Source organism: Mesorhizobium sp. BH1-1-5, assembly GCF_020165615.1.
In the GTDB taxonomy this organism is placed as follows: Bacteria; Pseudomonadota; Alphaproteobacteria; order Rhizobiales; family Rhizobiaceae; genus Mesorhizobium.
Genome location: NZ_JAIUIM010000001.1, coordinates 106,110 through 123,857, shown reverse-complemented (window position 1 = coordinate 123,857; position 17,748 = coordinate 106,110). Strand labels below are relative to the sequence as shown.

17 protein-coding genes are annotated in these 17,748 nt (G+C 63.1%); 9 read left to right on the top strand and 8 right to left on the bottom strand.

The window, feature by feature from the left end; translation table 11 throughout:
- Positions 1-73: 73 nt before the first annotated feature.
- The 7 genes from LB572_RS00610 to LB572_RS00580 form a co-directional block, all read right to left on the bottom strand.
- The gene (locus tag LB572_RS00610) at positions 74-1,579 is read right to left on the bottom strand and encodes a CpaF family protein (protein WP_140802758.1); all 1,506 of its coding nucleotides are present in this window, start codon (positions 1,577-1,579) and stop codon (positions 74-76) included.
- A 30-nt stretch (positions 1,580-1,609) separates the two neighbouring features.
- Positions 1,610-2,893, bottom strand: a complete 1,284-nt coding sequence (locus LB572_RS00605; protein ID WP_181179262.1) for an AAA family ATPase — start codon at positions 2,891-2,893, stop codon at positions 1,610-1,612.
- A 45-nt stretch (positions 2,894-2,938) separates the two neighbouring features.
- Positions 2,939-3,670 (bottom strand): CpaD family pilus assembly protein, encoded by a 732-nt coding sequence (locus LB572_RS00600; protein WP_224666254.1) that lies wholly within the window; start codon positions 3,668-3,670, stop codon positions 2,939-2,941.
- A 14-nt stretch (positions 3,671-3,684) separates the two neighbouring features.
- Complete coding sequence (locus LB572_RS00595; protein ID WP_224666253.1) at positions 3,685-5,193, bottom strand: type II and III secretion system protein family protein; 1,509 nt, start codon at positions 5,191-5,193, stop codon at positions 3,685-3,687.
- Entirely contained in the window at positions 5,190-6,002 is an 813-nt protein-coding gene (gene cpaB / locus LB572_RS00590; RefSeq protein WP_140802754.1) for a Flp pilus assembly protein CpaB, read from the bottom strand. The genes LB572_RS00595 and cpaB overlap by 4 nt, the downstream gene beginning before the upstream one ends.
- A 254-nt stretch (positions 6,003-6,256) precedes the next feature.
- Positions 6,257-6,775 carry a prepilin peptidase gene (locus LB572_RS00585; protein ID WP_140802753.1) on the bottom strand — a complete coding sequence of 173 codons (519 nt, stop codon included), beginning with the start codon at positions 6,773-6,775 and terminating at the stop codon, positions 6,257-6,259.
- Between the two features lie 157 nt (positions 6,776-6,932).
- Entirely contained in the window at positions 6,933-7,112 is a 180-nt protein-coding gene (locus LB572_RS00580; protein WP_140802752.1) for a Flp family type IVb pilin, read from the bottom strand.
- A gap of 347 nt (positions 7,113-7,459) precedes the next feature.
- On the opposite strand from LB572_RS00580, the gene LB572_RS00575 reads away from it, so the two are divergent.
- From LB572_RS00575 to LB572_RS00565, 3 genes are all read left to right on the top strand, one after another.
- Positions 7,460-7,882, top strand: coding sequence for a pilus assembly protein N-terminal domain-containing protein (locus LB572_RS00575; protein ID WP_140802751.1), 423 nt, complete (start codon positions 7,460-7,462; stop codon positions 7,880-7,882).
- A 141-nt stretch (positions 7,883-8,023) separates the two neighbouring features.
- Positions 8,024-8,635 (top strand): TadE/TadG family type IV pilus assembly protein, encoded by a 612-nt coding sequence (locus LB572_RS00570; RefSeq protein ID WP_140802750.1) that lies wholly within the window; start codon positions 8,024-8,026, stop codon positions 8,633-8,635.
- 41 nt (positions 8,636-8,676) lie between these two features.
- Positions 8,677-9,288: a TadE/TadG family type IV pilus assembly protein gene (locus tag LB572_RS00565; protein ID WP_224666252.1), complete on the top strand. Its 612-nt coding sequence runs from the start codon at positions 8,677-8,679 to the stop codon at positions 9,286-9,288.
- Between the two features lie 4 nt (positions 9,289-9,292).
- Here the strand turns inward: LB572_RS00565 and LB572_RS00560 are convergent, their stop codons facing one another.
- Positions 9,293-10,231: a phosphate/phosphite/phosphonate ABC transporter substrate-binding protein gene (locus LB572_RS00560; RefSeq protein WP_224666251.1), complete on the bottom strand. Its 939-nt coding sequence runs from the start codon at positions 10,229-10,231 to the stop codon at positions 9,293-9,295.
- A gap of 132 nt (positions 10,232-10,363) precedes the next feature.
- On the opposite strand from LB572_RS00560, the gene LB572_RS00555 reads away from it, so the two are divergent.
- From LB572_RS00555 to dnaN, 6 genes are all read left to right on the top strand, one after another.
- Complete coding sequence (locus LB572_RS00555) at positions 10,364-11,602, top strand: phosphopentomutase (protein ID WP_224666250.1); 1,239 nt, start codon at positions 10,364-10,366, stop codon at positions 11,600-11,602.
- Positions 11,595-12,485 (top strand): bifunctional DNA-formamidopyrimidine glycosylase/DNA-(apurinic or apyrimidinic site) lyase, encoded by an 891-nt coding sequence (gene mutM / locus LB572_RS00550; RefSeq protein WP_224666249.1) that lies wholly within the window; start codon positions 11,595-11,597, stop codon positions 12,483-12,485. The genes LB572_RS00555 and mutM overlap by 8 nt, the downstream gene beginning before the upstream one ends.
- A 46-nt stretch (positions 12,486-12,531) precedes the next feature.
- A complete protein-coding gene (locus tag LB572_RS00545) occupies positions 12,532-13,305 on the top strand; it encodes an enoyl-CoA hydratase (RefSeq protein WP_224666248.1) in 774 nt (257 codons plus the stop codon).
- Positions 13,306-13,501: 196 nt separating this feature from the next.
- Positions 13,502-13,768: a 30S ribosomal protein S20 gene (rpsT, locus tag LB572_RS00540; protein WP_224666247.1), complete on the top strand. Its 267-nt coding sequence runs from the start codon at positions 13,502-13,504 to the stop codon at positions 13,766-13,768.
- 915 nt (positions 13,769-14,683) lie between these two features.
- A complete protein-coding gene (gene dnaA, locus LB572_RS00535; RefSeq protein ID WP_412033525.1) occupies positions 14,684-16,159 on the top strand; it encodes a chromosomal replication initiator protein DnaA in 1,476 nt (491 codons plus the stop codon).
- Positions 16,160-16,462: 303 nt separating this feature from the next.
- The gene (dnaN, locus tag LB572_RS00530) at positions 16,463-17,581 is read left to right on the top strand and encodes a DNA polymerase III subunit beta (protein ID WP_140802743.1); all 1,119 of its coding nucleotides are present in this window, start codon (positions 16,463-16,465) and stop codon (positions 17,579-17,581) included.
- The last annotated feature ends 167 nt before the right edge of the window (positions 17,582-17,748 follow it).

Genomic DNA, 17,748 nt, shown 5'->3' with positions numbered 1-17,748 from the left:
GAAAGTTCCGGCGAAGTCGCCGAACCCGACCGCTTCACACTTTTCCTGGAATTGCTTCAGACCTCCAGATGCATCAGTCAGCGCGTTTCTCCATCGCCTCGAGCGCGTTGGCGAGGCGCTGCTCCTCGCCATAATAACGGGCACGGTCCCAGAAATGCGGGCGGCCGATGCCTGTCGAGACATGTTCGCCGACCAGCCGGCCGCTCGAGTCCTCGCCCTTGATATTGTAGAGGACAATATCCTGGGTGATGATGACATCGCCTTCCATGCCGACCACTTCGGTGATGTGGGTGATGCGGCGCGAGCCGTCGCGCAGGCGAGCCGCCTGGATGATCACGTCGATCGAGCCGACGACGATCTCGCGCACCGTCCGCTGCGGCAGGGAATAGCCGCCCATGGCGATCATCGATTCGATACGGTTGAGGCATTCGCGCGGGCTGTTCGAGTGGATCGTGCCCATCGAGCCGTCGTGACCGGTATTCATCGCCTGCAGCAGGTCGAACACTTCCGGTCCGCGCACTTCGCCGACGATGATCCGCTCCGGCCGCATGCGCAGGCAGTTCTTGACCAGGTCGCGCATGGTCACCTCGCCCTCGCCCTCCAGATTGGGCGGCCGGGTTTCGAGACGGACCACATGCGGCTGCTGCAGCTGCAGTTCGGCCGAATCCTCGCAGGTGATGACGCGCTCATCGCGGTCGATATAGTTGGTCAGGCAATTGAGCAGCGTCGTCTTGCCGGAGCCGGTGCCGCCCGAGATGACGACATTGCAGCGGACGCGGCCTATGATCTTGAGGATTTCCGCGCCTTGCGGCGAGATGGCGCCGAACTTGACCAGCTGGTCCAGCGTCAGCTTGTCCTTCTTGAACTTGCGGATGGTGAGCGCGGTGCCGTCGATCGACAGCGGCGGCGCGATGACGTTGACGCGCGAGCCGTCGGGGAGGCGCGCGTCGCAGATCGGGCTCGATTCATCGACGCGGCGGCCGACCTGGCTGACGATGCGCTGGCAGATGTTGAGCAGTTGCTGATTGTCGCGGAAGCGGATGCCGGTCTGCTCGACCTTGCCATTGACTTCGATGTAGACGTTCTTGGAGCCGTTGACCATGATGTCGGCGATGTCGTCGCGGGCCAGCAACGGCTCCAGCGGTCCATAGCCCAGAACGTCGTTGCAGATGTCCTCGAGCAGCTCTTCCTGCTCGGAGATCGACATCGCGAAGTTCTTGATCGCGATGATGTCGTTGACGATGTCGCGGATTTCCTCGCGCGCGCTCTCGGGATCGAGCTTGGCGAGCTGCGACAGGTCGATCGTGTCGATGAGCGCCGAAAACACCTGGCTCTTGGTGTCGTAATAGGTCTCGCTGCGTTCGCGCGGGACCCTTCTTGGCGGCTCCGGCGCCATGGGCGGCGGCTCGACGGGGCGGCGCGCAGCCGGCGCGGCGGGCGTGGCCGGCGCGCTGGACGGCGGCGCGGCCGGTCGTTCGGCCGTCATCGTTCCCGTTGGAGCGGCGGCGGGAGTGGACGCCGGCGGGCGGAATTCGGGCGTTGCCCGGCTGCCGTCGTCTTTGCCTCTTTTACCAAACATGATCCACTACCCGATGCCGCTCAATCAGCGTCACTTCTTGTTGCGCGAGAGCTTGCCGAGGATCGAGCCCAGGCCTGCCTTCTTCTTTGCCTTGATCTCGCTGCGCCCGGTCAGCACATGCGCTACCTCGTTGATGGTGGTGACGACCGGACTCTTGGCGTCCATCTCGCTCAGCATGCGGCCATTGTTGGCGGCGTTGCCGAACAGCAGCGGTTCGAAGTTGATCACGGCCATCGGCGTGATGCCGAGCGGTTCGGCGAAATCGGAAGCGGCGATCTCCGGCCGCTTCGGCACGCCCGCCTGGTTGATGATCAGCTTCGGTGGCGGATCGTTCGGACGCAGCCGCTTCAGCATGTCCACCATGTTCTTGGTGTTGCGAAGATTTGCGAGCTCGGGCGTCGCCGTGATGACGATCTCGTCCGCCTTGATCAGCGTGCTCTTCGTCCACCCGCTCCAGACGTGAGGGATGTCGAGGACCAAAAGAGGCGCGCTGCGCTGCGCCGTCTCTATGATCTGCGAGAAGGCCTCGGCGTCGAAATCATAGACGCGCTCGAGCGTGGAGGGAGCCGCGAGCAGCGACAGATGCTCGGCGCATTGCGCGAGCAGACGGTCGAGATAGACCTCGTCGACCCGCTCGGGCGAAAACACCGCCTCGGCGATGCCTTGCGCCGGATCCTGGTCGAAATTGATGTTGGCGGTGCCGAAGGCGAGATCGAGATCGGCGATGACGACTTCGGACTTGAACAGGGAAGACATCGCCCAGGCGACATTGTGGGCGATGGTCGACGAGCCGACGCCGCCCTTGGCGCCGATGAACGCGATCGACCGGCCGATCGGCTCCGATTCCGGATCGACGAAGATCGACGACACGACGCTGACGATGTCGGTCATCGAGACCGGCGCGATGACATATTCGGAAATGCCCGAGCGGATAAGCTCGCGGTAGAGCCCGACATCATTGTAGTGGCCGATGACCACGACCTTGGAGGAGGGATCGCAATATTCCGAGAGCTGGCCGAGTTGCTCGAGCAGCTGCTGCGGTTCGCTGCGCGATTCCAACAGGATCAGGTTCGGCGTCGGCGCGGACTGGTAGAACTCGATCGCGGTCGGGATGCCGCCCATATGGACCTTGAGATGGGCCTTGGCCATCCGGCGATCCTCGCCGGCGCGCTCGACGGGGTTGGCGACCCCGTCGGTCTCGCAGAAAGCCTGGATCGAAATGCGCGGCACGGGACGCAGCGCCTGCATGGCGGCGATGTCCTGCTGCGAAAGGTCGCCGGTTTCCGCGGGCGTGTCGTAGGCAAGATTGCTCATCGTCATGCTCTTTCCGTGACTGCTTTCTTCGTCGTCCGGCGCGGCTTAGTAAGTCACTTCCGAATTGCCCAAGAATTCGTTCGAAATGCCTCTCGAGCGATAAAGGTCGATTACCGCGCCCCGGTTCTCGGCATCGATATCGGACTGCTTGCGCGGCCCGAGCAGATCGTTGGGATTGGCCACCTGGGCGGCGAGGTTGTTCTGGTACGAGCAGCCGAAGTCGGCATAGTGCTTGTTCTCCGACGTCTCCGTCAGATCATCTGGCCAACGCCCGCATTTGTCGGTCTGGGCCCTCACCGCGACGAAGGCGACGCGCACCGGCGCGGACGCCTCCGGCACATCCGACTGATAGGACGTCATGACGATACGGTTGCGCTTCACGCCCGCCGCCATGGCGACCCGTGCGAAGTCGCGTCCCACGACCAGTGCCGCCACCTCGTTGGCCGAGCCTCGCGGGATTGCGATGGTCAGCGACGGGGCGGCTCCCTTGTCGTAGCCGTCGAGGAAGCCAAGCAGCGTGTCGCGCTGCGCGCCGGTCATGCCGCGATCGCCGGCGCCGACCGGCAGGTCGATCTTCTGGTTCTTCTCGGCGATGACGATCGGATGGGTCGTGCGGTAATCGTCCGGTATCGACCCTACCGTGACGCTGTCTCGGTTGGCGCAGCCTGCGAGCGACGCCGCAAGCATGACCGCCAGTGCCGGGACCATCTGCCGACGGATCCTTGCGATGCCGGATGCTGTCCGGACCGTCATGACCTTCGATGCTGCCTTGGACATATCCGCATTCCCACTCATTTGTAGATGAAGCCCACGACACCGTGGTAGCGGCCGGCCGGCTTGTCCGTCTGCATGGTGCCGTAGACGCGGTTGACGCGGCCTAGGAACATAGCGGCGCCGTCGCTCGCGGCATTGAAATTGTCGTCCGGCTTGGCCAGGTCGTTGCGCGCCACCGGCCGCGACAGATAGGGCGTGATGATGATGACGAGCTCGCTTTCGTTGCGCACGAAGTCCCTGCTGCGGAAGAGCGTGCCAAGGACAGGGATCTTGGTCAGGCCGGGCAACCCGGTGACAGCCTGCCTGACATCGTCGCGCACGAGGCCTGCTATCATCATCGAGCCGCCGGAAGGCAATTCCACCGTCGTATCCGCCAAGCGTTTGCGCAGCGATATGATATTCGTGTCGCCCAACGCGAACGAGCCTTCCGTGGTCGGCTCTGAAACCGCGGTTCTTACCTTCAGGCTGATGCGGCCGGCAGATAACACCACCGGCTGGAACTCCAACCCGATGCCGTATTCGACCTGGCTTGCCGTCCAGGTCCTTTCGCCAGTCTGATTGTCTGTCGATTTGTTGTTGGTGACGCTGCTCACCATATTGTATTCGCCACCAACCTTGAACGTCGCCTTTTCGCCCGAAACAGCGGTCAGTGTCGGCTCTGCCAGCGTCTTCATGACGCCAGATTGCTCCATGGCGTTGATGGTGCCTTGCAGAGACGAACTTTTGAAGTCGAGGCCTGAACTGGACAACGGTTTGCCGAGGCCGGGATAGGTGTCGACAGTGGAGCCGAAGGTTATGCCGTTGGCACTGCCATTGCCCACCATGTTGACGCCGAGTTGCTTCATCACCGAGCGGCTGACTTCGGCGACGGTCACCTTCAGCGTCACCTGATCGTCGCCGATGATCTGCAAGAGGTTGACGATCTTGGAGGTGCGGCGTTCCTGGTCGGGGTTGTTGATGTCGACGCCGCCATTGACCGAGCCGCCGGCGGCGGTCTGCGAATATTGGCCCGTCGTCGCTTCACCGCCGGACACGAAGATGGTCGCCAGGTCGACGGCGCGCTTGGAATCGAGCGGCGTGTCGACGGTGCCCGTCAGGACGACGTTGTCGTTGAGAAGCTCGACCTTGATCTGCGAGGACGGGATGAAGCGCTTCAGATAGTCCTCCAGCCCGGCGACGTCGCGTTCGACGGCCAGATCCAGGCTGACGATCTGCTCGCCATTAGGGCCGAAAACAAAGATGTTGGTTTCGCCGACCGCCTTGCCGAACAGGTAGATGCGCCGCGCCGTGCGGGTCACGGCATCGGCAACCGCCGGATTGGCGACAAGGATATCATAGGCGTCGCTCGGCAAGTCGATGACCACGGATTTGTTGAGGCCGAGCTTGACGCGCTGCGTGGCGACGGAGGCCGACACGCCGGCGCTCGCGGCCTTGGCTTCGGCCAGTTCCGGTGCGCTGGTGCCGACCAGGAAAAAGCCGATCGCCGCGGCGGCCAGGAAGGGGAGCAGTCTACCGTTTAGCCTCATTTCCTTGCTCCCACCTCGGAAACCTCACCGGACTTGATCAGCCGCACGGTCCCGCGTCGGCCGTTGCCGTTGACCAGGTAGTCGGCTTCGTCCGTACTCTTCTCATGGATGTCGGTGATCGGGCGCAGCGCCAGCGTCAGGCGGTCCGCCATCTGCTGCGCCACCGTGATGATCTCCGCCTGCTGTGGCGTCAGCTCCAGCGTCGCTGTCTGGCCGACCCTGGTCTTCTTGCCTTCCTCGTCTTCCTGGATGGTCTGGTCGATAGCCAGCACGCGGATGTTCTTGAGGATCGTCTCGGTGTTGAAGCCGCTGCCGCCATTGCCGGTATCGGCGCGGCGGGTCATGATGACGTCGACGAAGTCGTTGGGCAGGATGAAGCCGCCGGCGGACGTGTCGGCCGATATCGCGGTGGCGACGGCGCGCATGCCGGAAGGCAGGATCGACGACATGAAGCTCTGCCCCTCGCCGACCAGCTTGGAGCGGCGCATCGGCTCGCCGGTGTACATGGCCACGCGGGCGACCGAGCCCTTGAGCTTTTCGACTGCGTCAGGCTCGGCGGCGCGCGTGATGAAATTGGCGTTGACGCCGTCGGCCGGCCATTGTTCCCAGCTGATGTTGGTGCCGAGCTGACTGCCCATCGGCACGTCGCCGGAAAGCACCAGCACATCCTGCAATGCGATTGCCGGCTGCTTCGGCGCATCGACCACGACCTGGGGCGGCGGCGCCACGACCATGTTCTTCGCCACGTAGCCCGCGCCACCCGCCGCGACCGCAGCCACGCCCAGAATAATCAATCGGGATGCTGGCATTCGTCCGAAACCCTTCGCCTCAAGGCAAACCACCTCGCCAGGCCGGACTTTGCAGCCGCAATCGTCAAAACAAGGTTAATGCAATGCTTACGATCGTGATTAATTTAAGGTTTACTCAAATTGGATGGAACGGCCCGCCGTTAACAAAAAAGGCGGCAAGGCCGCCTGGTATCTAGCAAAAGGCGGCCAGGCCGCCCTGGGATCTAGAAGAAGCGGCAATGCCGCCGGGATCGCCGACACCGATGTCGCCAGGCCTATGTCGTGAGCCTCTGCAGCGCCCAGACCATCAGCGGCGAATCCGGGAAGGTGATCAGTCCGCCCGCGCCCAGCGCTATGGCATACGGGACGCCAACGCTCTCGTCCGCGAAGTGGCGCAGAAACCGGCTGTGGCCGGTGTACATGGCGAGCGGCGATTTCCGGTAGGCAAGGATTGCCAGGGTAAGCAGGCCGCCGATGAAAGCCGACGTCACCAGATAGCCGATCAGGTTGATGCTGAGGCCCATCCACAGGGCGGTGGCGGCCAGAAGCTTGGCGTCGCCGCCGCCCATGCCGCCAAGCGCAAAAAGACCGAACGTCACCGCAAGCACGAGGGCGCCGGCTGCGAAGTGCCAGCCATAGGTCGCCCAGTCCATACCGGTGAGCGGCGCGACAAGCGCGAATGTCGCCACCAACAGCACGGGAACACGGTTGGCGATCGTCATCGACAAGGTGTCAGAGACCGCAGCGAACAGCATGCAGAAAGGAAAGACGACGAAGATCACGGCTTCAAGCATCGATACGGCGCGCCCATGACAATTTCCAGCGGCATCCTAGGCGCGCTGGATTAACGATCGATGAGGCCGGACGATCAAAGCCGGCCGACCGCATGAAAAAAGGGCCGCCAACTGGCGGCCCTTTTTCTCTATCGAAAGATGCGATATCGCGTCCTTATCACGGAGCGTTGGCGCCGTTCAGGGTGGCGGCGATGTTCGCGAACTTGCTGTTCAGCGCGCTGCCGAGCTGGGTAGCGCCAACCATGATGGCGAGCGCGATGAGGGCGGCGATCAGACCGTATTCGATAGCGGTCGCGCCGGATTCGTCCTTCACGAAACGTGCAATGAGATTAGACATTCGAGAGCTCCTACTCCACGTGTTACAGCACTTCCGTCAACTTCTCTTTTCGGTTGATCGGATGCTGCAAATCTAGGGAGAAGCCGTTTCGATCGGCTTAATAAACAGCCTTACCGATTCCTTTCCGGCGGCGAACGCGCTGTGTGGTTAACCGCGGCCTAAACAACGCCAGCCAACTCGGGCCCCCGGGAAACCGGCGCTTGTGCAATATTCCTAAAACAGTAAGCGCCACCGACGCATGACGCGCCATGCAGGCCGATCCTTAATCATGCCGGGCCCGGCTTAACCGTTGCTTCACCAATCTCGTTCATGTTCCGTTGAAGAATCTGCCCGCCGGGAGCGCTTCAATGACGTTGTCGAGATCGTTGTTTCCAGTCGCCGCGCTGCTGGCAACTGCCGCCTTGGTCATGCCGGCCAGGGCCGGCGCCGGCATAGAAGTCACCATGAACCAGGCAAAGATCGTCAAATTGTCACGCGCGGCCGACACGGTCGTCATCGGCAATCCGGCGATCGCAGACGCTTCCGTGCAGGACGCCTCGACCATCGTTCTCACCGGCAAGGGCTTCGGCGTCACCAATATGGTCGTGCTCGATTCGGACGGCAGCCCGATCATCGACGAACAGGTAACCGTCGTGCGACAGGCGGCCTCCTCGGTACGCATCTACCGACGCGCCGAAGTCCAGACCATGTCCTGCACGCCCTATTGCGAGAGCGCGTTCAAGAGCGATGCCGAGAAAGCTTCCGAATCCGAAATGAGCGCCGGGCACTGAGCTCTGCGAGGGGCGAATCCACGGGCATTAAAGACCGCTTAAAGCTTGTCCGACGAATTTAACGATCATCCAAACCGGAACTCAATGGGTTTTCGCTAACCTTGCCGCCGGTACCGCAAAGGGGATCGGCAGGAACGCGATATGAGCAAGGATGCGACATCCGGCGACGGCATGGACAGCAAGGCGCGCGCCAAAGCCCGCCCTGGCTTCTTCAGCGACAGGCGCGGCAGCACGGCGATGGAATTCGCGATGCTGGCCATCCCGTTCGCGCTTCTCGTCTTCGCCATCCTCGAGAGCTGCATTTCGTTCGCCGGCCAGGAGGTGATGGCCAACGTCACCGACGATGTCGCCCGCCAATTGCGCACCGGGCAGCTTCAGCAGAACAACGTCACCGAAGCCTCGATCAAGCAACTGATCTGCAATCGCCTGCAGATCATGGTTTCCAACAACTGCACCGATACCGGGCCAAATGCTCCGCTGCTGGTCGATCTGCGCGAATATTCGAGCTTCGCGGACGCCGCGACGGCGGGCTTCAAGATCGTGAGCGGCGATATCGTGCTGACGCAGGGCGCGAGCACGGTGTCTCCTACTGTCTCGCCCGGACTGGCGGAGTCCATCAACATGCTGCGCGTGTTCTACAAATGGCCGGTGATGACCGATTTCATGGCCAAATCGATGGCAAATCTGAAGGACAGCAAAACGCTGCATTTCGCGTCCGTGACCTGGCAGAACGAACCATTCGACGACAATTGAGTGAGACTGCTCGACGGCTAAGCCGCGGCATGGAGGACGATATGCATAGTGCGGGGGCACTCCAGGGGATTTCGGCGAAGGTGGAGCGGTTTTGCCGCGATCGCCGGGGCGTCGCGGCGATCGAGTTCGCCTTCATCGTGCCGGTACTCCTGATCATGTATTTCATCACGATGGAGGCCTCGCAGGCCATCGAGACCAGCAAGAAGGTCAGCCGCATCGGCAGCATGGTCGCGGATCTCGTCACGCAGCAGCAGGCCGTCGTGAAGGCGAACCTCGATGCCATGATGAAGATCGGCACATCGACGCTGCAGCCCTACAACCGTTCATTGCCGACGATCATCATCACAGGCATACAGATCACGGACGAAGCGGCGCCGAGGGTGCAGGTCGCATGGTCGCGCAAGGTGGTGGGCACCACCTATAGCGCCGACGCGGCCGTGAACGCGATCACCACGGTGCCGGCGGCGCTGAGAATCCGCAACACCTTCCTGATCCGCGTCGAGAGCGACCTCGGCTACAGACCGATCATCACCTGGTCCGCCAGCAATTCGCAGGGGCTCGGGCTGACCTCGGCCTTCAGCAACATATCGATGAGCGAAACCTATTATCTAAGGCCCCGCCGGAGTCCGACGATTCCCTGCAGCGACTGCTGACACGCTATTCCTGCCCGGCCGTTTCCTGCCGCACGATCGCCACCGCCATCGCATAGTCCTTCTGCACGGCCGGCCCAAAGCCGCCGGAATGCGCTCCCTCCAGCAGGTCGTACACATCGGGCGTCTGCGACTTGAGATTGGTCAGGAAGACCATCAGCCGGCGTTTCGCCTCTGGATCGAGATCGCTGCGGACGGCGTGCGGCCCGTAACGCAAGAGGTCCGAGGTCCACAACACCCGAAGCGACGCTTCAGGGATCCCGGCAGCCTCCAGCCGCGCGACCGTACCGTCGGAATGGGTGGATCGGCCGTCGGCATCGGCCGGTTCCCAGCCGAACAGGGCGTCCGCCTCGCCGCCGCTCAGCATCGTTTCGGCCGCAGTGGCCGAAGCGGCGCGCGCCAGGAAGGGCGAATCCCGCGTGATCTTGACGCCTTCGGCGGACAGCGCCGCCAGCGGCAGCAGCGCGCCGCCGACATTTTCGGCCGGCGCTATCGCGATCCGGTGCGAAGCCATGGCGGCAAGGTCCGGAAGCCTGCCGTCGCGCGTAACCAGGACGGAACGGATGCCGACGGCACCGTCGGCATCGACCGGTGCCACCAGAGGTTCGACGCAGCCGCAGCGTTCGGAGGCCACGGCATAGGCGACAGCCGAATAAACCGCATATTGCACACGCCCACTCGCCTGCGCCTCGATCAGTGCCGCGTAGTCGCGCGCAACGACGAACTCGACCTTCATGCCGAGCGCATTGGCATAGGCGTCGGTCAGGCGCGCGAGCCCCGGAACGGTGTTGCCGCCGCCGGGTTCAGCAACGACGCCGATACGGAACGTGCCGATGCCGTCACGCCAGTCGGCGCGTGCCGGCGAGCAGGCGACGCCGAACGCCGCGAGAGCGGCCGCGCACATCTTCACGGCCTGCCTTGCCGCGGTTTTGCCGCGCCTTGCCATCCCTGCTTCGCTCCCGCCGCATCCGCGCCTCGCCGCAACTATGGCGCCAAGCCGTTGCGGTTTGGTTTCCGATTTGCCAACACCGCCCGGGAACCTTATGTCTGGCAGCCAGGACTGACAACAAAGATACCCATGGCGCGCGCGTTCCTGTTCGTTCTCGATTCTTTCGGCATCGGCGGCGCGGCCGACGCCGAACGCTATGGCGATGCCGGCGCCGACACGTTCGGACATATTTTTCAGGCCTGCGCCGATGGTCGCGCCGATCGGGAAGGCTTGCGCAATGGGCCGCTGACTGTGCCCAACATGATGTCGCTCGGACTTGGCCGGGCGGCGCAAACCGCGACAGGCCTCAGAACCGGCATCGACGCGTCGCCGATCGCCTCGGCCTTCCACGGGGCCGCCCAGGAAGTGTCGAGCGGCAAGGATACGCCCTCCGGCCACTGGGAAATCGCCTGCCTGCCGGTGCGCTTCGACTGGGGCTATTTCCCCGACACCGTGCCTGCCTTCCCGGCCGAATTGACCGAAGCGATCATCCGCGAGGGCAAGCTGCCGGGAATCCTCGGCAATTGCCATGCACCCGGAACCGAGATCATCGAGCGGCTCGGCGAAGAGCATATCCGCACCGGCAAACCGATCTGCTACACGTCGGTCGATTCCGTGCTGCAGATCGCCGCGCATGAAACGCATTTCGGCCTGGCGCGGCTTTATGAGCTTTGCCTCACGGTGCGCCGGCTGGTCGATCCGCTCAAGATCGGGCGCGTGATCGCGCGGCCTTTCGTGGGCGAGACAAAAGCTGCGTTCCAGCGCACCCACAACCGCCGCGACTATGCCGTGCCGCCGCCGGAGCCGACCCTGCTCGACAGGCTGACCGGCCGCGGCAGCAAGGTCATCGCCGTCGGCAAGATCGGCGACATCTTCGCTCATCGCGGCATTTCGGACGTGCGCAAGGCCGGCGGCAACATGGCTATGTTCGACAAGGCGCTCGGCGCAATGGACGATGCCGGCGACGGCGACCTGGTCTTTGCCAATTTCGTCGATTTCGATTCCGAGTTCGGTCACCGGCGCGACGTCGCCGGCTATGCCGGAGCGCTCGAAGCGTTCGACCGCCGGCTGCCGGAGGCGCTGTCGCGCATCGGGCCGGGCGACCTTCTGATCCTTACCGCCGACCATGGCAACGATCCGACCTGGCGCGGCACCGACCATACGCGTGAACGCGTTCCGGTGATCGGCACCGGGCCGGGGCTGAAGGGCGGTGACATCGGGCTCAGGCCGACCTTCGCCGATATCGGCGAAACCGTCGCGGAACACCTCGGCCTGGCGGCTGGCCACCACGGAACATCCTTCCTCGCAACGATAGGCGGCCATGCCTGAGCTGCCTGAAGTCGAGACTGTCCGACGCGGACTGCAGCCGGTCCTGGAAGGGGCGCGGCTCGTCAAGGTGGAAGCGCGCAGGCCGGACCTTCGCTTTCCGTTTCCCGAGCGCTTTTCGGAGCGGCTGACCGGCAAGACCGTGACGGCGCTTGGCCGGCGCGCCAAATACCTGACGATGCATATCGAGAACGGCCCGGTTCTCATCTGTCATCTCGGCATGTCGGGATCGTTCCGCGTCGAAGCCGCCGGGGCAAGCGACATTCCCGGCGTCTTCCATCACGAGCGCTCGAAAAGTGCCGCGCACGACCATGTCGTGTTCGACGTCGTCTCGTCGAAGGACGAACGTTCCCGGGTCATCTTCAACGACCCGCGCCGCTTCGGCTTCATGCTGTTTGCCGAAGGCGCGCCGGACACGCATCCGATGCTGGCGGGACTCGGCATCGAGCCAACCGGCAACGCGCTCGACGGCCCCCTGCTGGCCTCGCGGCTGAAGGGCCGCAGATCGCCGCTCAAGGCGGCGCTGCTCGACCAGCGGCTGATCGCCGGGCTCGGCAATATATACGTGGCGGAAGCCCTGTGGCGTGCGGGCCTCTCGCCGCTGCGCGAAGCCGGCACCATCGCCGGATCGGCCAAGAAGGCGAAGGAGCAAAGCGGGCGCCTTGCCGAGGCGATCCGTTCGGTCATCGCCGATGCGATCGCCGCCGGCGGCTCCTCGCTGCGCGACTATGTGCAGGCCGACGGATCGCTCGGCTATTTCCAGCATTCCTTCGCGGTCTATGACCGCGAGGGGGAGCCATGCCCGAAGCTGGGCTGCCGCGGCCACATCGAGCGCATCGTGCAAAGCGGCCGCTCGACCTTCTATTGCCGGACCTGTCAGCGGTAAGCTAGGAACGGTACGATCATCCCACTGCCGCGGAAGGAAGCGAACCATGACCTATGAAACCATTCTCGTGGAAACACGCGGCAAGGTCGGGCTGATCACGCTGAACCGGCCGAAGGCGCTCAACGCGCTGAATTCGCAAGTCCTCGGGGAGGTCGTGGCGGCCGCGAGCGCGTTCAATGCCGACCCTGGGATCGGCGCGATGGTGCTTACCGGCTCGGAAAAGGCTTTTGCCGCCGGCGCCGACATCAAGGAAATGCAGGCGATGTCCTTCGCCGAAGCCTACACGCAGGACTTCTTCGTCGGCTGGGAGGAACTCACGCGCACGCGCAAGCCCATCATCGCGGCGGTCGCGGGCTATGCGCTCGGCGGCGGCTGCGAGCTGGCCATGATGTGCGACTTCATCATCGCCGGCGACAACGCCAAGTTCGGCCAGCCCGAAATCACGCTCGGCGTCATGCCGGGCATGGGCGGATCGCAGCGGCTGACCCGCTTCGTCGGCAAGTCGAAGGCGATGGACATGTGCCTGACCGGGCGGATGATGGACGCGGCCGAAGCCGAGCGCAGCGGGCTGGTATCGCGGGTGGTGCCGGTCGCCGATCTCGCCGACGAATCGCTGAAGGCGGCGGCCAAGATCGCCGAGTTCTCGCTGCCGTCGGTGATGATGGCCAAGGAGGCCGTCAACCGCGCCTACGAGACGACACTCGCCGAAGGGCTGCGCTTCGAGCGCCGCCTGTTCCATTCGCTGTTCGCGCTCGACGACCAGAAGGAAGGCATGGCCGCCTTCGTCGAGAAGCGTAAGCCGAATTTCATCAATCGCTAGGGCATGCTGCGCAATGACTGAAAGCGGGTTATGACCCCACGCGCTTCCAGTCCCCAAAAAGACCGCCAAGTGGCGTTGACGCGCCGGAAAAGCTGAACTATAAGCCGCACCAACCGAGGCGGCCTTGTGGCTGCCCGTTTGTTTTTTGCGCCCTGCGGCACCCCCGCTGGCGCCACCAGATCAGAAGAGAGGCATCATGGCCAATACGTCTTCGGCCAAAAAGGCAACGCGCAAGATCGCCCGCCGCGCAGCGGTCAACAAGAACCGCCGCTCGCGTGTCCGCACCTATGTCCGCAAGGTCGAAGAGGCGCTGGCCGCCGGCGACAAGGCCGCGGCGGTGGAAGCCTTCAAGGTGGCCGAGCCGGAATTGATGCGCGCCGCCACCAAGGGCGTGGTCCACAAGAACACGGCTTCCCGCAAGGTTTCGCGGCTGGCCCAGCGGGTCAAGACGCTGTCGGCCTGACCGAACTCCGCCTCAATTCATCGACGTTGAACCCGGCCGCACAGGCCGGGTTTTTTCGTTTGCCGGCAAGTACTTGAAAAAAATGCTCGCGAGCAACGCTTGTGACGCGATTCCAATGCCAGTAATGTTTTGCCGGCATATACAAGAAGGCTGATATCAGCACGCCGCCCCGCGGCAACCGGCCCAAATTTGCCTGTCAAAAAATCTGTAGTTTTTTCATAGGCTTATAGCTGGTCATCCACAGCTTGTTCAACTCAAGGTCGAGCGGCGGGGGAGAAGTAGCTGTCAAGAGAATTATTTCAGAATATTTCGTTTCGGGCGACCTTTTTCATATTCGCCGGAAAAGGGTTTGAATCACAATGGCTTTGTCAAAACCTGTCGCCGCGGCACCCGATTTCAAGCTCCATCCGCTAACCAGATTCGTTAAAAAACCGTTAGACGTGGCCTTGCCCTATCCACAACGATTTCGGTAATGTCCCTCCATCGAAGGGACGGGCTTTAGCCCCTGACCCAGCCTGAATCGGCCAGCACAAAATGGCAGAATTCATGACGTGGAGCAATTCCGCGTGTGGCTTGGTTTGTCTCTGCGGTGCGGGTAGGGGACTGGCGTAATTGTACATGGCGGTCGATGTCTCGCCGGCGTTTTCGCCGGAGGGTGCCGTATTGCCTTGTCGTTGTCGGATAGCCGGCGTGCGGAGCCGGCAGCCGGTCCCTTGCGCGAGTTGCGACGTTCATTTGCCGGCGGCGGCAGTGGCGACGCGACGAAATCAGGTCGCTGGACCAAGGATGCAGGAGGCGCATCCCCGGCGGAAAACAGGTACGAGAAGACAAGGAACTTTGATCATGCAGAGCGGCATCGAGAGGGAGCTAGCGGGCGAGCTCCCATTTCCAGCAACTTTTGCCGGGGGGCACGACGTGGCGGCATCCAGCGACGCGGAACAGAAGTTTGAGCGGGTCAAGACCCAGTTGAAGGCGCGTCTCGGAGCCGAGGTTTATTCGAGCTGGTTCGGCCGTATGAAGGTCGCAGAGGCCTCCCGTGGCGTCGTCCGCATCTCGGTGCCCACGGCCTTCCTGCGGTCCTGGATCAATGGCCATTATCTTGAGCTCATCGCGGAGCTGTGGCGGCATGAGGATCCGGAGATCCTCAAGATCGAGATCGTCGTGCGCACCGCGACGCGCCAGGGGCGCAACCCTATCGAGCCGGAAGTGGCGCCCGCGCGCAAGATGACCAAGCAGGTGCATACCGCGCTGGCCAACGGCACCGCCAGTGCCGGGCGCGTGGAACAACGGGCGCCGGCGCCCCGCCAGGGCGCGTCCGCGGAACCGGAGTTTCGCCACAATGTGCTGGGGTCGCCACTCGACCCGCGCTACACCTTCGCCTCCTTCATCGAGGGGCCGTCGAACAGAGTGGCCTTCGCGGCTGCCAGGGCGGTGGCGGAATCGCAGTCGAGCGCGGTGCGTTTCAACCCGCTTTTCCTGCACGCGACGGTCGGGCTCGGCAAGACGCACCTGCTGCAGGCGATCGCGGCGGAATCGCTGCGGCACAACCCGAAGTCACGCGTTGTCTACCTGACGGCGGAATATTTCATGTGGCGCTTCGCCACCGCGATCCGCGACAACAACGCGCTGACGCTGAAAGAACAGCTGCGCGACATCGATCTCCTGATCATCGACGACATGCAGTTCCTGCAGGGCAAGTCGATCCAGCACGAATTCTGCCACCTCATCAACATGCTGCTCGACAGCGCCAAGCAGGTCGTGGTCGCGGCCGACCGGCCGCCGTCGGAACTGGAATCGCTGGAGCCGCGCGTGCGTTCGCGCCTCAATGGCGGCGTGGCGCTGGAAATGTCGGCGCCGGATTTCGCCATGCGGCTCGGCATGCTGAAGCTGCGCCGCGCCACCACCAAGACCGATGACACCTCGCTCGATATCTCGGACGAGATTCTGGAGCATGTCGCGCGCACGGTGACCGGCAGCGGCCGCGAACTCGAAGGCGCCTTCAACCAGCTTCTGTTCCGCCAGTCCTTCGAGCCGCAGATCACCATCGATCGCATCGACGAGATCCTCGGCCACATCTACCGCTCCGGCGAGCCCAAGCGGGTGCGCATCGAGGATATCCAGCGCATCGTGGCGCGCCACTACAACGTGTCGAAGACGGAGCTTCTGTCCAACCGGCGCACGCGCACGATCGTCAAGCCACGGCAGGTGGCGATGTATCTGTCGAAGGTGATGACGCCGCGCTCGTTGCCGGAGATCGGGCGGCGCTTCGGCGGCCGCGACCACACGACCGTGCTGCATGCGGTGCGCAAGATCGAGGATCTTTCGGGCGGCGACAACACGCTGGCGCAGGAGCTCGAGCTGCTCAGAAGGCTGATCAACGACCAGGCCTGAAGGGCCGCGGAAATCCTAAAGCGCGTCGCGTCGAAACGGATTTGGCGACGCGCTTCAAGCATTGTCTTCGTGCATGTCGTTTTCCCAAAACCGCTGCGCGGTTTTGGGCGACATGCATAGGGCGGCACGCTTCGCCGGCTTTATCCCCAGAAAGCCCGCGCTACCGGCCGGAACCGGTGCCGCGGGCTTGCGTTCGCAGGCTTTTTACTGTCAGCTTACACAGATTCTGAAAGCCTTTCAGAGCTTTCGCGGGATGCCGCCTGCCGGTAACCCGTTCATTCATTGAAGCGAGCCTGTTTCGTCATGCGTGTTATCCTGGAACGGTCAAATCTCCTGAAGTCCCTCAACCACGTCCACCGCGTGGTCGAGCGGCGCAACACCATACCGATCCTGTCCAACGTCCTGCTCAGCGCCGAGGGCGCCAGTCTCGAGATGAAGGCCACCGACCTCGACCTCGAAGTGACGGAAGCAACGCCCGCCAAGGTCGAGCGCGGCGGCGCGACGACGGTGCCGGCGCATCTGCTCTACGACATCGTGCGCAAGCTTTCCGACGGCGCCGAGGTGATGCTGAAGACGGACGAGGACGGCAACGCGATGACCGTCACCTCCGGCCGTTCGAGCTTCCGCCTGCAGTGCCTGCCGCAATCCGATTTCCCGGAGCTTTCGGCGGGCTCGTTCTCGCACATCTTCCGGCTGGAATCGGCGGCGCTCAAGGGCCTGATCGACAAGACCCAATTCGCCATCTCCACCGAAGAGACGCGCTACTATCTCAACGGCATCTTCCTGCACACACATGAGGTGGGCGGCAAATTGAAGCTGCGCTCGGTGGCGACCGACGGGCATCGCCTGGCGCGGGCCGAGATCGACGCGCCGGCAGGCTCGGAAGGCATGCCCGGCATCATCATTCCGCGCAAGACGGTGAGCGAGCTGCAGAAGCTGGTCGACGATCCCGATGTGGCGGTGACTACGGAACTGTCGGACACCAAGATCCGCTTCACCATCGGCAGCGTCGTTTTGACCTCGAAGCTGATCGACGGCACCTTCCCCGACTACCAGCGCGTCATTCCGACCGGCAACGACAAGAAGCTGATCATCGACCGTCAAACCTTCGCCGCCGCCGTCGACCGCGTGTCGACCATCTCGTCCGAACGCGGACGCGCGGTAAAGCTCTCGATCAATGAGGGTCAGGTCACACTTGCCGTCAACAACCCCGACTCGGGGAGCGCCACCGAGGAACTGGCGGCCGACTATTCGTCCGATCCGATCGAGATCGGCTTCAACGCCAAATACCTGCTCGACGTCGCTGCCCAGCTCACCGGTTCGGAGGCGAAGTTCATGCTGGCCGATGCCGGCTCGCCGACGCTGATTCACGACATGGCCGACGAGACGGCGCTGTATGTGCTGATGCCGATGCGTGTCTAGGTCTCCCTGTCGACGCAATTCCGGACGGAAAACCGCTGTGCATTTTTCCTGGAATTGCGCTTTTGTCTGTCGCAATTCCGGACGGAAAACCGCTATGCACTTTTCCTGGAATTGCGCTTTTGTCCGTCGCAATTCCGGACGGAAAACCGCTATGCACTTTTCCTGGA

What these genes read in the sequence shown, in the direction of transcription:
- LB572_RS00610 (WP_140802758.1), bottom strand. Translation starts at nt 1,579, where the DNA reads ATGTTTGGTAAAAGAGGCAAAGACGACGGCAGCCGGGCAACGCCCGAA.
- LB572_RS00605 (WP_181179262.1), bottom strand. Translation starts at nt 2,893, where the DNA reads ATGAGCAATCTTGCCTACGACACGCCCGCGGAAACCGGCGACCTTTCG.
- LB572_RS00600 (WP_224666254.1), bottom strand. Translation starts at nt 3,670, where the DNA reads ATGTCCAAGGCAGCATCGAAGGTCATGACGGTCCGGACAGCATCCGGC.
- LB572_RS00595 (WP_224666253.1), bottom strand. Translation starts at nt 5,193, where the DNA reads ATGAGGCTAAACGGTAGACTGCTCCCCTTCCTGGCCGCCGCGGCGATC.
- cpaB (WP_140802754.1), bottom strand. Translation starts at nt 6,002, where the DNA reads ATGCCAGCATCCCGATTGATTATTCTGGGCGTGGCTGCGGTCGCGGCG.
- LB572_RS00585 (WP_140802753.1), bottom strand. Translation starts at nt 6,775, where the DNA reads ATGCTTGAAGCCGTGATCTTCGTCGTCTTTCCTTTCTGCATGCTGTTC.
- LB572_RS00580 (WP_140802752.1), bottom strand. Translation starts at nt 7,112, where the DNA reads ATGTCTAATCTCATTGCACGTTTCGTGAAGGACGAATCCGGCGCGACC.
- LB572_RS00575 (WP_140802751.1), top strand. Translation starts at nt 7,460, where the DNA reads ATGACGTTGTCGAGATCGTTGTTTCCAGTCGCCGCGCTGCTGGCAACT.
- LB572_RS00570 (WP_140802750.1), top strand. Translation starts at nt 8,024, where the DNA reads ATGAGCAAGGATGCGACATCCGGCGACGGCATGGACAGCAAGGCGCGC.
- LB572_RS00565 (WP_224666252.1), top strand. Translation starts at nt 8,677, where the DNA reads ATGCATAGTGCGGGGGCACTCCAGGGGATTTCGGCGAAGGTGGAGCGG.
- LB572_RS00560 (WP_224666251.1), bottom strand. Translation starts at nt 10,231, where the DNA reads ATGGCAAGGCGCGGCAAAACCGCGGCAAGGCAGGCCGTGAAGATGTGC.
- LB572_RS00555 (WP_224666250.1), top strand. Translation starts at nt 10,364, where the DNA reads ATGGCGCGCGCGTTCCTGTTCGTTCTCGATTCTTTCGGCATCGGCGGC.
- mutM (WP_224666249.1), top strand. Translation starts at nt 11,595, where the DNA reads ATGCCTGAGCTGCCTGAAGTCGAGACTGTCCGACGCGGACTGCAGCCG.
- LB572_RS00545 (WP_224666248.1), top strand. Translation starts at nt 12,532, where the DNA reads ATGACCTATGAAACCATTCTCGTGGAAACACGCGGCAAGGTCGGGCTG.
- rpsT (WP_224666247.1), top strand. Translation starts at nt 13,502, where the DNA reads ATGGCCAATACGTCTTCGGCCAAAAAGGCAACGCGCAAGATCGCCCGC.
- dnaN (WP_140802743.1), top strand. Translation starts at nt 16,463, where the DNA reads ATGCGTGTTATCCTGGAACGGTCAAATCTCCTGAAGTCCCTCAACCAC.